The sequence below is a fragment of the Inquilinus ginsengisoli genome, assembly GCF_050434925.1.
In the GTDB taxonomy this organism is placed as follows: domain Bacteria; phylum Pseudomonadota; class Alphaproteobacteria; order DSM-16000; family Inquilinaceae; genus Inquilinus; species Inquilinus ginsengisoli_B.
Genome location: NZ_JBNDJK010000001.1, coordinates 4059072 through 4071010, shown reverse-complemented (window position 1 = coordinate 4071010; position 11939 = coordinate 4059072). Strand labels below are relative to the sequence as shown.

Genomic DNA, 11939 nt, shown 5'->3' with positions numbered 1-11939 from the left:
CGGAGAGCGACGATGCCGGAGCCAGGCGTGACCCACGCGGACACACCCCGCACCATCCGGCTGCACGAGGCCGACAACGTCGCCATCGTGGTCAACTCCTTCGGCCTGCCGGAGGGCACGCGCCTGCCGGACGGCCCGACCCTGCGGCAGTTCGTGCCGCAGGGCCACAAGGTGGCGCTGTCCGACATCGCCGAGGGCGCCGAGATCCGGCGCTATGGCGAGGTGATCGGCCGCGCCGCCCGGCCGCTGACGGCCGGCGACTGGGTCGAGGAGGCGGCGGTGCTGGTCCCCGCCGCGCCGGATCTCGACCGGCTGGAGCTCGCCACCCGGGCGCCGGCGCCGCTGCCGCCGCTCGACGGCTACAGCTTCGAGGGCTTCCGCAACCGGGACGGGTCGGTCGGCACCAAGAACGTGCTGGCGATCAGCACCAGCGTGCAATGCGTGGCCGGGACGCTGGATTTCGCGGTGAAGCGGATCAAGGAGCAGCTGCTGCCCCGCTTCCCCAATGTCGACGACGTGGTGGCGCTGAACCACAGTTACGGATGTGGCGTGGCGATCAACGCGCCGGAGGCGGTGGTGCCGATCCGCACCCTGCAGAACCTGGCGCTGAACCCGAATTTCGGCGGCGAGGTGATGATCGTCGGCCTGGGCTGCGAGAAGCTGCAGCCCGAGCGGCTGCTGCCGGACGGGGCGCCGCCGGGCATCGTGCGGCTGCAGGAAGAGGCTGGGTTCGGCGCCATGATCGACTCGATCCTGGCGATGGCCGAGGCGCGGCTGGAGATCCTGGACCGGCGCCGGCGCGAGACCTGCCCGGCTTCCGACCTCGTGGTCGGGGTGCAGTGCGGCGGCAGCGATGCCTTCTCCGGCGTCACCGCCAACCCGGCGGTGGGCTTCGCCGCCGACCTGCTGGTCCGCGCCGGCGCTACGGTGATGTTCTCCGAGGTCACCGAGGTGCGCGACGCCATCCACCTGCTGACGCCGCGGGCGGCGACCGAGGAGGTCGGCCGCGCCCCTGATCCGCGAGATGGCCTGGTATGATTCCTATCTCGCCCGCGGCCAGGCCGACCGCAGCGCCAACCCCTCGCCCGGCAACAAGAAGGGCGGCCTGGCCAATGTCGTCGAGAAGGCCCTGGGCTCGGTGGTGAAGTCGGGGTCGAGCCCGATCGTCGACGTCCTTTCGCCCGGCGAGCGGGTGCGCAAGAAGGGCCTGGTCTTCGCCGCCACCCCGGCCAGCGACTTCGTCTGCGGTACGCTGCAGCTGGCCTCGGGCATGACGCTGCAGGTCTTTACCACCGGCCGCGGCACGCCCTACGGACTGGCGGCGGCGCCGGTGATCAAGATGTCGACCCGGACCGACCTGGCCCAGCGCTGGTCCGACCTGATCGACCTCGACGCCGGCCGGATCGCCAGCGGCGAGGCGACGATCGAGCAGGTCGGCTGGGACCTGTTCCGCCTGATCCTCGACGTCGCCAGCGGCCGCACCAAGCCCTGGTCCGACCGCTGGGGCCTGTTCAACGCGCTGATGCTGTTCAATCCGGCGCCGGTGACGTAGGGGTCGACGGGTTCAGGTCGTCCCCGCCGTCATCCCGCCACCGAGGAACATCTCGCCGATCCGGGGGTCGGCCAGGATCGCCTCCGCCCGGTCCTGCAGCCGGGTGCGGCCGAGTTCCAGCACCAGCCCGTGATCCGAGATCTGCAGCGCGCTGCGGGCGTTCTGCTCGACCATCAGCACCGACACGCCCTTGTCGCGCAGGCCGGTCAGGATGGCGAAGGTCTCCTGCACCATTAGCGGCGACAGGCCGATCGAGGGCTCGTCGATCAGGATCAGCTTCGGGTCCAGCAGCAACGCGCGGGCGATCTCCAGAAGCTTCTGCTCGCCGCCCGACAGGGTCGAGGCCTGGCGGTCGGCCTTGCGGCGCAGCATCGGGAACCGGTCCATCGCCGCCTCGATCCGTCCCGGCAGGTCGGCGATGCCCTGCGCCGCCACCCCGCCGAGCTCGAGATTGTGGCGGACGCTGAGCTCGGGGAAGATGTTGCGGCCCTGGGGCACGTAGCACAGGCCCTGGGCCAAGAGCCGGCGCGGCGTGGCGTTGGTGATTTCGGCGCCGGCGAAGCGGATACGGCCGGAGCGGGCGGGCAGCAGGCCGAACACGGTCTTGAACACGGTCGACTTGCCGGCCCCGTTCGGCCCGATCACGGTGGTGATCGCCCCGCGCGCCACCTTGAAGCTGGTGCCGTTCAGGATGGTCATCCGGCCGTAGCCGGCGACCACATCCTCCAGGTCGAGGATCGGCGCCTCAGTGTCCAAGATAGGCCTCGATCACGTCGGGGTTGCCGCGGATCTCGTCCGGCGTGCCCTGGGCGATGACGCGGCCCTCGGCCAGGACCAGGATCCGGCTGCACAGCGACATCACGAATTCCATGTTGTGCTCGATCACCACGAAGGTCGCCCCCTCCTCCCGGTTCATCGCGGCCAGGCGGTCCTTCAGTCCGGCCAGCATGGTCGGGTTGACGCCGCCGGCCGGCTCGTCCAGCAGGGCCAGCTTCGGCCCGGCCATGAAGGCCATGGCGGCATCCAGGAGCTTCTGCTGGCCGTAGCTGAGGCCGCCGGCCTTGGCGTCGGCCAGATGCTGCAGCCGGAAGAAGGCGATCATCCGGTCGGCGGCGGCGCCCAGCCCGGCGTCGCGCCGGCCGAACAGGCGGGACAGCATCGACCCCTGATGCTCCTGCCCCGCCAGGATCAGGTTCTCGCGCAGCGAGAGGAGCGGGAAGATCTGCAGCAGCTGGAAGGTGCGGCTGACCCCCATGCGGTTGAGGTCGCAGGGGCGCAGGCCCGTCACCGGCTGGCCGTCGATCCGGACCTCGCCGGCGCTCGGCTTCAGCTGGCCCAGGATGCAGTTGAACAGGGTCGACTTGCCGCTGCCGTTCGGCCCGATGATGCCGAGGATCTCGCCCGGATGGACGATGAAGGAGACGCCGTCGACCGCGGTGATGCCGCCGAAGCTGCGATGCAAGTCGCTGACCTCCAGCACCGGGCTCATCGCGCCGCCTCCTCGGCCGCGACCTGGTTGCGCCGCATTGGCCGCAGCAGCCGATCGGCGAGGCCCAGCAGTCCGGTCGGGCAGGCCGTCATCAGCGCCATCACCAGCAGGGCGTAGAGGATCAGGTAGTAGCCCTCGGTGAAGCGCAGCCATTCCGGCAGCAGCACCGCCACCAACGCGCCGAGGAACGGCCCGAAGAAGAAGCCGGCGCCGCCGACCACCACCATCAGCAGCAGGTTCAGCGACAGGCCGAGGCCGAAGGGCGTCGGGTCGACGAACTGCACCAGCGGCGCGTAGAGCGCGCCGGCGAAGCCGCCCAGGGCCGAGCCCAGGGCGAAGGCGATCAGCGTGTAGCGCCGGGTGTCGACGCCGAGCGACAGCGCCCGCACCGGGTTCTCGCGCAGCGCCACGAAGGCGCGGCCCCAGGGCGAGCGCAGGACCCACCACAGGGCGGCCGCCACCAGCACCAGCATGCCGAGGCAGAAATGATAGAAGGCGGTGGCCTGCCCGGTCTTCCAGCCCAGCACCACCGGCCGCGGGATGCCGCTGATGCCGGTGATGCCGCCGGTCAGCCACTCCTCGTTGCGGAACACCAGATAGGCCAGCGTGGTGAAGGCCAGGGTGACGAAGGCCAGGTAATGGTGCTGCACCCGCAGCGCCGGATAGCCGAGGCCCCAGCCGACCACGAAGCTGATCGCCCCGGCGGCCAGGAAGGCGACGCCGAAGGGCCAGCCCTGGGTGGTCAGGATCGCCGCGGTGTAGGCGCCGATGCCGACGAAGGCTGCCTGCGCCATCGACACCTGGCCGGCATAGCCGAGGGTGAGGTTCAGCCCCATCGCGGCGATGGTCATCACCAGCCAGGTGCTGATCAGGTAGATGCCGTAGGATTTGAGGCCGAAGGGCAAAGCGGCCAGCCCGGCGACGGCCAGGACCAGCGCCAGCCCGGCCAGGATGCGGTGCCGGGTCATACCGTCCGCTCCTCGGCCCGGCCCAGCAGGCCCTGCGGCCGGAACAGGATCACCGCGATCAGCAGCAGCAGCGGCACAGCGGCGCGATACTGGGCCGAGACATAGGCGGCCATGAGGTTGTCGATCACGCCCAGCAGCAGCCCGCCGGCGATGGCGCCGCGGATCTGGTTGAAGCCGCCGACGATGGCGGCGATGAAGGCCGCCAGCCCCAGCGTCTCGCCATTCGAGAACTTGGCCAGGTAGATCGGGCTGACCAGCAGCGAGGCCAGCGTCACCAGCCCGGCATTGATCAGGAAGGTGTAGAGGATCATCCGCTCGACCGGGATGCCGAGGATCCGCGCCACGGTCGGGTTCTGCGCCGTGGCCTGCATGCAGCGGCCGGTGCGGGTGCGGTTGAGGAACAGCTGCAGCACCACCACCGCGACCACGGCGACCGCGATCACGGCGAGGTCCTGCAGCGACAGGGTGACGCCGCCCAGCGACACATCGCCGGCCGGCACCAGCGCCGGGAAGGGCTGCGCCTCGGCGCTGTAGAACTCCTTCACCGACTCTTTCAGGAACACGCCGAAGGCGATGGTGGCGATCACCAGCGGCAGCACCCCGTGGCGCAGCATCGGATCGACCAGCAGGCGCTTGAACAGAACGCCGAGGATGATCAGCGCCAGCACCGCGCCGATCCCCACGGCCGGCCAGAACGGCAGGTCGCCGAAGCGCATCGCGGCCAGGATGAAGAAGGCCGGCAGCATCACGAACTCGCCCTGGGCGAAGTTGATGGTCTGCGAGGTCTGCCAGAGCAGGGTGAAGCCGATGGCGACGAGGGCGTAGATCGCGCCCGTCGCCAGGCCGGAGGCGAGAAGCTGCAGGACGTTCGCCATGGGGGGGTCCTCGAGGCCCCGGCCCGCCGCGCCGGGCGGGCCGGATGCGTGCGGTTACTGGCCGAGCCTGGGCAGGGTCTTGACGATCACCTGCCGGCCGTTCTCGACCTCGGCCAGGAAGCTGACGCGATCGACGTCGCCATTGGCGTCCCAGGTGGTGTCGATCAGGATCCCCGGCTCGTCCTGGGTGGTGATGCTCAGCCCGTGCAGCGTCTCGGCCAGCGCCACGCTGTCGACCTTGCCGATCTTCTGGGTGGCGTAGCGCACGGCGTAGACCGCCAGATACGCCTTGATCGCGTTGTGGTCCGGCAGGTAGCCGTAGCGCGCCTGGAACCGGTCGCGGAAGGCGCGGATGGTGTCGAAGGGCGCGTCGGCCGACAGCCCGACATGGCCGCGGACGCCGTTCGCCGCATCTCCTGCCAGGTCGATCACCTTCTGGTTCAAGAGCGTGGTCTCGCCGATCAGCGGGATGGCGATCGCCTGCTTGCGGGCCTCGCGCAGGAAGCGCGCGCTCTCCTCCTCATTGGTGTAGACGATGGCGGCGTCGGCGCCGGAGGATTTCAGCTTCACCACATCGGCGGCGAAGTCGGCCTGGCCGGATTCGGTCGACAGGTCGGCGACCACCTCGATGCCATGCGCCTTCATCTGCTCGAGGATGGCGTCGTGACCGCCCTTGCCGAAATCGTTGTTGACCCAGACCACCGCGACCTTCTTCGCCTTCAGGTCGTCGGTCAGGTAGGTCGCCAGCTTCGGCATCGCCGCCGCCTGGCTGATCGAGGTGCGGAAGATGTAAGGGTTGCCGGAATGGGTCAGTTCGGTCGCCTCGGCGCCGGTGAATTGCGGCACCTCGGCCTGCTGCGCCAACATCATGTTGACTTTCACGGAGCCGGAGAAGATCGGCCCGAAGATCACATAGGGCTCTTCGTCCAGCGCCTTCTGCACCTGGGCGCGGGAGACGCCCGGATTGGTCTGGGTGTCGTAATGCGTGACCTCCAGCGGCCGGCCGAGAATGCCGCCCTTCTGGTTGATCTCCTCGACCGCCATCTCGATCGCGTTCTTCCAGTTGGTGCCGACCGTGGCGCCGGCGCCGGACAGCTCGATCACATCGGCGATGCGGATCGGGTCTTCGGCCCCTGCCGGCCCGGCCAGGGCCAATGCCAGGGCGATGCCCATGCCGAAGGCGTATCGCAGTCCCATCTCGTCTTCCCTCCCTGTCAGCCTGTTGTTCTGCGGATGATTCCGGCCGACTACCACAGGGAGGATCGTGCGACGAGGGGCCTGACGTCAAATATCGGACAAAAAGCACCCCATGGGTCGGTCAGCCGATCGCGCGGCAGGAATCCCGGACCACGAGCTGCGGCGCGAACACGTCGCGCACCGGCTCGGCCGGCGGTGGGCCGGCGAGGCGCGCCAGCAGGCATTCCACCGCCCGCTCACCGATCGCCTGCACCGGCTGCACCACGGCGGTCAGCCGCGGCGAGAAGGCGGTGCTCCATTCGAAATCGTCGATGCCGGCCACCGAGACATCCTGAGGGCAGCCGAGGCCCTGGTCGGCGATCGCCCGCATCACCCCGATCGTGGTCAGGTTGCTGGTCGAGAAGATGGCGGTCGGCCGCGGCCGCCGCCGCAGCAGCGCCGCCGTGGCCTGCAGCGCCGTCTCGATGTGGAAGTCGCCGCAGGCGGCAAGGTCGTCGTCGAGGGGAATGCCGGCCGCGGCCAGGGCATCGCGGTAGCCCTCGAAACGCTCGGTCGAGATCGAGATCCCCGGCCGGCCGGTGACGATGCCGATGCGGCGATGGCCGCAGCCGATCATATGCTCGACCGCCAGCCGCGCCGCGGCGCGGTTGTCGACGGTGACGGAATCGAAATCGGCGAGGCCCCGCAGCGTGCGGTCGACCAGCACCGCAGGCCCGGTGACGAGGCGGCGGATCGCCTCGGCATTGCCGGGCTCGACCCCGCTCAGCACCAGGATCAGCCCGTCGGCGCGCTGGGTCCGCATCAGCCGCAGGGCGCGCAGCTCCTTCTCCGGGTCGTCGGCGGTGGCGCACAGCACCAGCGCATAGCCGACGGCATCGCAGGCCCGCTCGATCGTGGCGGCCAGCGCGGCGAAGAGCGGGTTGGTGATGTCCGGAAGCACCAGGCCGATGGTGCGGGTGCGGCCGGTCTTCAGGCTGCGCGCCACCCCGTCCGGGGCATAGCCCAGCTCGTCGATCGCCGCCATCACCCGGAGGCGCAACGCGGCGCTGACCGGTGCCGTCCGGTTGATCACCGCCGAGACCGAGCCGATCGACACCCCGGCCCGGTTCGCCACATCCCGCAATGTCGTCATGTCGCCCCGAAGCCGTTGCCAAGCCGCGAACCGGATGATAGCTTTTCTGAAACGTTTCAGACAAGTCGCCGACCGCGGTTCGAACGGTACCGCCGGGCTGCGACTTCGCCGGGCCCGAAGGCCCAGGCTGACGCATCGCGTCGCGACAAGGGGAGGACCGCCATGACCCGCCGCAACGGCACCACCACGCCCGGACACCCGCTCGGCCGCCGCAAGCTCCTGGCCGCCGGCACCGCCCTGGTCGGCGGCAGCCTGTTGCCAATGCCGTACCTGTCCCGCGCCCGGGCGGCCGAGGGGCCGCTGAAGTTCTGGCAGTTCTATGCGCCGGGCGGCGCCGTGCCGGGCCAGGTAAAGTGGTTCCAGGACACGGTGAAGGGCTGGAACGACAGCCAGGAGGTGAAGGTCGAGCTGGAATACATCCCGACCTCGCAATACATCAACGGCACCAAGCTGCAGACCGCCTTCGCCGCCGGCGAGGGGCCCGACATCTTCCTGATCAGCCCCGGCGACTTCCTGCGCTACCACAATGGCGGCGCGCTCCTGGACCTCGCCCCCTATGTCGCGGCCGAGGCCCGCGCCGACTACTACGACACCGCTATTGCCACCCGGGTGGTCGATGACGGCCTGTTCGGCCTGCCGATGGAGGTCGAGCCGATGGCGATCTATTACAGCGTCAAGGCCTTCAAGGACGCCGGCATCGGCGAGGCCGACATCCCGAAGACCTGGGACCAGCTGCTGGAGGTGGCGAAGACGCTGACCAACGACAAGCGCTTCGGCATCCTGTTCGAGACCAATCCCGGCTACTACCAGAACTTCACCTGGTACCCGTTCCTGTGGCAGGGCGGCGGCGAGATCGTCGGGCAGGACGGCAAGAGCGGCTTCAATTCCAACGCGGCGAAGGCCGCGCTGAAGTTCTGGCAGGACGCGGTCGCCCGGGGCGTCGCCCCGCGCAAGCCGCTGGGCTACGGCGCCAACGACATCGCCGCCAATCTCGGCTCCGGCTTCTGCGCCATGCAGAATGTCGGCATCTGGGGCATCAGCGCGCTGCGCAACGCCGACCCGAATTTCGAATACGGCGTGTTCAAGCTGCCGCTGCCGCCGGGCGGGCAGGACCGCACCGTGGCCGGCGGCTGGGCCTTCGTCGCCAACGCCAACGGCCGCAACACCGAGGCGGCGGGCAAGTTCTGCGCCTGGGCGCTGGGGTCGATGGAGCCCGGCTCGGTGCAGCGCGCCGTCGACTGGTGCACCAAGGCCAAGAGCGACATGCCGCCGCGCAAATCGGCCTTCGCCGAGGCCACGGCCGCCCAGGCCTATGGCAGCGGCGCGATGAAGACCTTCGCCGAGCAGGTGTTCCCGACTGCACGCGGCGAGCCGCGGGTGCCGCCGCAGGTGTACAAGGCGATCTCCGACGCGATCCAGGCCTGCCAGCTGAACGGCGAGGACCCGGGCAAGCGGGCCGAGATGGCGGCGCAGCAGATCGACAGCTTCCTGGCCGGCTATGACGGCGCGCCGATTTTATGAGCTGGGCGATGCATGGTGTTCCCGATCACTTCCTTAGTCCCCCCTCCCCTCGCGGGAGGGGGCTAGGGGGAGGGGGGTCTCGCGGCATGCACCGGCGCTGGCCTGCAGGCGTCGGTGACTCCGGAGACAATCCACCGCACACGCGCGCGGACGCGCGCAGACCCCTCCCCCTGCCCCCCTCCCGCAAGGGGAGGGGGGACTCAGAGGGATGGCCGACGGTATGAGCACGGCCTCTCCAACGGCGGTTCCATTGGCAAGCGTCCGGAAGCGCCGCCGCCTGTCTGCCCGGCATCGCGAATGGATCGCGGGCTATCTCTTCGTGCTGCCCGACGCGCTCGGCCTGCTGGTGTTCGTCGGCGGGCCGATGCTGCTGTCGCTCAGCCTCGGCTTCTTCGGCGTCACCGGCTTCGGCGGCTACCGCTTCGTCGGACTGGCCAACTACCGCCGCATGCTGGCCGACCCGCTGTTCCTGGAGAGCCTGAAGGTCACCCTGCTGTATGTCGTGCTGCTGGTGCCCAGCCTCTATGTCACCGGACTGGGCCTGGCCCTGCTGGTGCACCGGCGCAGCCGCTTCTCCGGCCTGTTCCGGGCCATGTTCTTCCTGCCGCACATGGTCAGCCTGGTGGTGGTCGGGCTGATCTGGCAGGTGCTGCTGATCGACAAGATCGGCGCGATCAGCCGGGTCTCGGCCGCGATCGGGCTCGGCGGCCTGTCCTGGCTCGGCGACCCCAGCCTGGCGCTGTATGCCATCGTCGGCGTCAGCGTCTGGTTCCTGATGGGCTACTACATGCTGATCTTCCTGTCCGGGCTGCAGGACATCCCCCGAGAATATCTCGACGCGGCGCGGATCGACGGCGCCGGGCCGGTCGCGGCCTTCCGTTACATCGTCCTGCCGCTGCTGCGCCCGACCAGCTTCTTCGTGCTGCTGGTGTCGACCGTGGCCGCCGTGGCCGGGGCCCAGACCTTCGACCTGGTCTATGTCATGACCAAGGGCGGCCCGGCGAACTCGACCTCCCTGGCGATCTATTACATCTACGAGCAGGCCTTCCAGTTCGGCGAATACGGCTATGCCGCGGCGATGGCGTCGGTGCTGGTGGTCATCCTGCTGGCCTTCACCGCCGTTCTGTTCCGGGCCACGCGCGGCGGGCGCTTCGATTATGACTGACGCTGCTGCCCTCCCCGCCCGCGCCTTCCGCCCGGCCGCCACCGTCTGGTTCCTGGCCTCGGCCGTCGCGGCCCTCATGGCCGTGGCGCCGCTGCTGTGGATGCTGTCGATCGCCTTCAAGGGGCCGGACGAAATCTTCGACCCCGGGCTGATCCCGGCGCGGCCGACGCTGGACAACTTCCTCTACGTCTTCACCGAGGTCGATTTCCTGCGCTTCCTGCTGAACACGCTGGTCGTCGCCGGGTCGGTGACGGTGATCGCGCTGCTGTTCCACTCCATGGCCGGCTATGCCCTGGCCCGGCTGCGCTTCCCGGGGCGCGAGGCGATCTTCCTCGGCATGTTCGCGACCTTCCTGATCTCGCTGCCGGTGATCATCGTGCCGCTGTTCATCCTGGTGCGGCAGCTCGGCCTGGTGAACTCCTATGGCGGGCTGATCATCCCGGCGATCTTCAACGCCTTCGGCATATTCCTGCTGCGCCAGTTCTACCTGAACGTGCCGCGCGAACTGGAGGAGGCGGCGTTCATCGACGGCGCCGGCTACTGGCGGGTCTATTGGAGCATCGTGCTGCCGCTGTCCCGCCCGATCCTGGCGGCGCTCGCGATCTTCTTCTTCCTGGCCAACTGGAACGCCTTCCTGTGGCCGCTGACCATCACCACCGACCCGGACCTCTGGGTGGTGCAGGTCGCGGTCGCCAGCTTCCAGGCCCAGTACTCCGCTTCCTGGAACTACATCATGGCCGCCTCCACCGTGGTGGCGCTGCCGACCCTGCTGCTGTTCGTGCTGTTCCAGCGGCAGATCATCGAATCGATCAAGACCGGCGGGCTGAAATAGCCGCCGCCACGGGAGACCTCATGATGCAGAGCAATGCCGGATTGTCGCCGCTGCGCGGCCTCGCCAAGCTGCGCCAGGCCCGCACCCGGCGCTTCTCCAGCTGGGACCGCACCGGCGGCAATGACGACCGGCTGCACGTCGCCCCGGGCGAGACGGTGACGATCGCCGAGGCCGCGGGCGCGGGCGTGGTCACCCACATCTGGGTGACCATCAACTGTGCCAGCCGCCACGCGCTGCGCAAGATCGTGCTGCGCGCCTGGTGGGATGGCGAGGCCGAGCCCAGCATCGAATGCCCGCTGGGCGATTTCTTCGGCATGGGCCACGGCCAGACCCGCACCTTCGCCAGCCTGCCGCTGCAGATGAGCCCGCAGGACGGCAAGGCGCTGAACTGCTATTTCCCGATGCCCTTCGCGGCCGGCATGCGCTTCGCCGTGACCAACGAGGCCGAGCACGAGCTGCTGTTCTACTACTACATCGACCTGGAGCTGCACGACGCGCTGGAGGACGGCCTCGGCCGCTTCCACGCCCAGTGGCGCCGGGCCGCGCCGCAGCCCTTTGACGAGGGAGCCCTGACCAACGAGGAGGTGCTGTTCGGCGGCGTCAACACCGACGGCGCGAGGAACCACACCATCCTCGACGCCGCCGGGCACGGCCACTATGTCGGCTGCCTGCTGAGCGTCTATTCGCTGCGCCGGTCGCAGAACTGGGACTGGTACGGCGAGGGCGACGACATGATCTTCGTCGACGGCGAGCCCGGGATCTCGGTGCCCGATGCCGGCCGCAGGCGGCAGATCGCGGCCGAGGCGCCGCAGCCGGTGATCGCCGATAGGCCGGAAAGCTCAGCCGGCGCCAACGACGCCTGGCCGCCGACGCTGCACGGCACCGGCACCGAGGACTACTTCAACACCGCTTGGTGCCCGAACCAGGAGTATTCCGCCCCCTATCACGGCATCATCGCCGGCGGCGGCCCGAACTGGCAGGAGCCGGTGACCCTTTACCGTTTCCACATCGAGGACCCGGTGGTGTTCAAGCGTGCGATCCGGGTCACCATCGAGCGCGGCCACGCCAACCGGCGCGACGACGAGGTGTCGAGCACCGCCTTCTGGTACCAGGCCGAGCCGCACAAGCCCTTCCCGCCCCTGCCCGCAGCGGCGGACCGGCTGCCGAGCTTCCGGGCGCCGTTCGAGGAAAGGGGCTGAGGCCGGCTC

At 69.4% G+C, this 11939-nt stretch carries 12 protein-coding genes; 6 read left to right on the top strand and 6 right to left on the bottom strand.

Annotated elements, in window-relative coordinates:
• The first annotated feature begins 27 nt into the window (after window positions 1-27).
• Both QFZ27_RS19390 and QFZ27_RS19385 read left to right on the top strand, forming a co-directional pair.
• Window positions 28-1038 carry a UxaA family hydrolase gene (locus QFZ27_RS19390; protein WP_429228025.1) on the top strand — a complete coding sequence of 337 codons (1011 nt, stop codon included), beginning with the start codon at window positions 28-30 and terminating at the stop codon, window positions 1036-1038.
• Window positions 1025-1552 carry a hypothetical protein gene (locus QFZ27_RS19385; RefSeq protein WP_429228024.1) on the top strand — a complete coding sequence of 176 codons (528 nt, stop codon included), beginning with the start codon at window positions 1025-1027 and terminating at the stop codon, window positions 1550-1552. Before QFZ27_RS19390 ends, QFZ27_RS19385 begins: the two co-directional genes overlap by 14 nt.
• A 12-nt stretch (window positions 1553-1564) precedes the next feature.
• Here the strand turns inward: QFZ27_RS19385 and QFZ27_RS19380 are convergent, their stop codons facing one another.
• From QFZ27_RS19380 to QFZ27_RS19355, 6 genes are all read right to left on the bottom strand, one after another.
• Complete coding sequence (locus tag QFZ27_RS19380) at window positions 1565-2308, bottom strand: ABC transporter ATP-binding protein (RefSeq protein ID WP_429228023.1); 744 nt, start codon at window positions 2306-2308, stop codon at window positions 1565-1567.
• Window positions 2298-3041, bottom strand: a complete 744-nt coding sequence (locus tag QFZ27_RS19375) for an ABC transporter ATP-binding protein (protein ID WP_429228022.1) — start codon at window positions 3039-3041, stop codon at window positions 2298-2300. The genes QFZ27_RS19380 and QFZ27_RS19375 overlap by 11 nt, the downstream gene beginning before the upstream one ends.
• The gene (locus tag QFZ27_RS19370; protein ID WP_429228021.1) at window positions 3038-4009 is read right to left on the bottom strand and encodes a branched-chain amino acid ABC transporter permease; all 972 of its coding nucleotides are present in this window, start codon (window positions 4007-4009) and stop codon (window positions 3038-3040) included. Before QFZ27_RS19370 ends, QFZ27_RS19375 begins: the two co-directional genes overlap by 4 nt.
• Complete coding sequence (locus tag QFZ27_RS19365; RefSeq protein ID WP_429228020.1) at window positions 4006-4884, bottom strand: branched-chain amino acid ABC transporter permease; 879 nt, start codon at window positions 4882-4884, stop codon at window positions 4006-4008. Before QFZ27_RS19365 ends, QFZ27_RS19370 begins: the two co-directional genes overlap by 4 nt.
• A gap of 54 nt (window positions 4885-4938) precedes the next feature.
• Window positions 4939-6081: an ABC transporter substrate-binding protein gene (locus tag QFZ27_RS19360; RefSeq protein ID WP_429228019.1), complete on the bottom strand. Its 1143-nt coding sequence runs from the start codon at window positions 6079-6081 to the stop codon at window positions 4939-4941.
• A 121-nt stretch (window positions 6082-6202) separates the two neighbouring features.
• A complete protein-coding gene (locus QFZ27_RS19355) occupies window positions 6203-7213 on the bottom strand; it encodes a LacI family DNA-binding transcriptional regulator (protein WP_429228018.1) in 1011 nt (336 codons plus the stop codon).
• Between the two features lie 162 nt (window positions 7214-7375).
• On the opposite strand from QFZ27_RS19355, the gene QFZ27_RS19350 reads away from it, so the two are divergent.
• The 4 genes from QFZ27_RS19350 (at window position 7376) to QFZ27_RS19335 (ending at window position 11930) form a co-directional block, all read left to right on the top strand.
• Window positions 7376-8734, top strand: coding sequence for an ABC transporter substrate-binding protein (locus QFZ27_RS19350; protein WP_429228017.1), 1359 nt, complete (start codon window positions 7376-7378; stop codon window positions 8732-8734).
• 250 nt (window positions 8735-8984) lie between these two features.
• Complete coding sequence (locus QFZ27_RS19345) at window positions 8985-9899, top strand: carbohydrate ABC transporter permease (RefSeq protein ID WP_429228016.1); 915 nt, start codon at window positions 8985-8987, stop codon at window positions 9897-9899.
• On the top strand, window positions 9892-10731 hold the full coding sequence (locus QFZ27_RS19340; RefSeq protein WP_429228015.1) for a carbohydrate ABC transporter permease: 840 nt from the start codon (window positions 9892-9894) through the stop codon (window positions 10729-10731). The genes QFZ27_RS19345 and QFZ27_RS19340 overlap by 8 nt, the downstream gene beginning before the upstream one ends.
• 20 nt (window positions 10732-10751) lie before the next feature.
• A complete protein-coding gene (locus QFZ27_RS19335) occupies window positions 10752-11930 on the top strand; it encodes a glycoside hydrolase family 172 protein (protein WP_429228014.1) in 1179 nt (392 codons plus the stop codon).
• The last annotated feature ends 9 nt before the right edge of the window (window positions 11931-11939 follow it).

Bases quoted from the DNA above. Each gene is read 5' to 3' on its own strand.
- QFZ27_RS19335 (WP_429228014.1), top strand. From the start codon at position 10,752: ATGATGCAGAGCAATGCCGGATTGTCGCCGCTGCGCGGCCTCGCCAAG.
- QFZ27_RS19355 (WP_429228018.1), bottom strand. From the start codon at position 7,213: ATGACGACATTGCGGGATGTGGCGAACCGGGCCGGGGTGTCGATCGGC.
- QFZ27_RS19340 (WP_429228015.1), top strand. From the start codon at position 9,892: ATGACTGACGCTGCTGCCCTCCCCGCCCGCGCCTTCCGCCCGGCCGCC.
- QFZ27_RS19375 (WP_429228022.1), bottom strand. From the start codon at position 3,041: ATGAGCCCGGTGCTGGAGGTCAGCGACTTGCATCGCAGCTTCGGCGGC.
- QFZ27_RS19370 (WP_429228021.1), bottom strand. From the start codon at position 4,009: ATGACCCGGCACCGCATCCTGGCCGGGCTGGCGCTGGTCCTGGCCGTC.
- QFZ27_RS19385 (WP_429228024.1), top strand. From the start codon at position 1,025: ATGGCCTGGTATGATTCCTATCTCGCCCGCGGCCAGGCCGACCGCAGC.
- QFZ27_RS19350 (WP_429228017.1), top strand. From the start codon at position 7,376: ATGACCCGCCGCAACGGCACCACCACGCCCGGACACCCGCTCGGCCGC.
- QFZ27_RS19365 (WP_429228020.1), bottom strand. From the start codon at position 4,884: ATGGCGAACGTCCTGCAGCTTCTCGCCTCCGGCCTGGCGACGGGCGCG.
- QFZ27_RS19360 (WP_429228019.1), bottom strand. From the start codon at position 6,081: ATGGGACTGCGATACGCCTTCGGCATGGGCATCGCCCTGGCATTGGCC.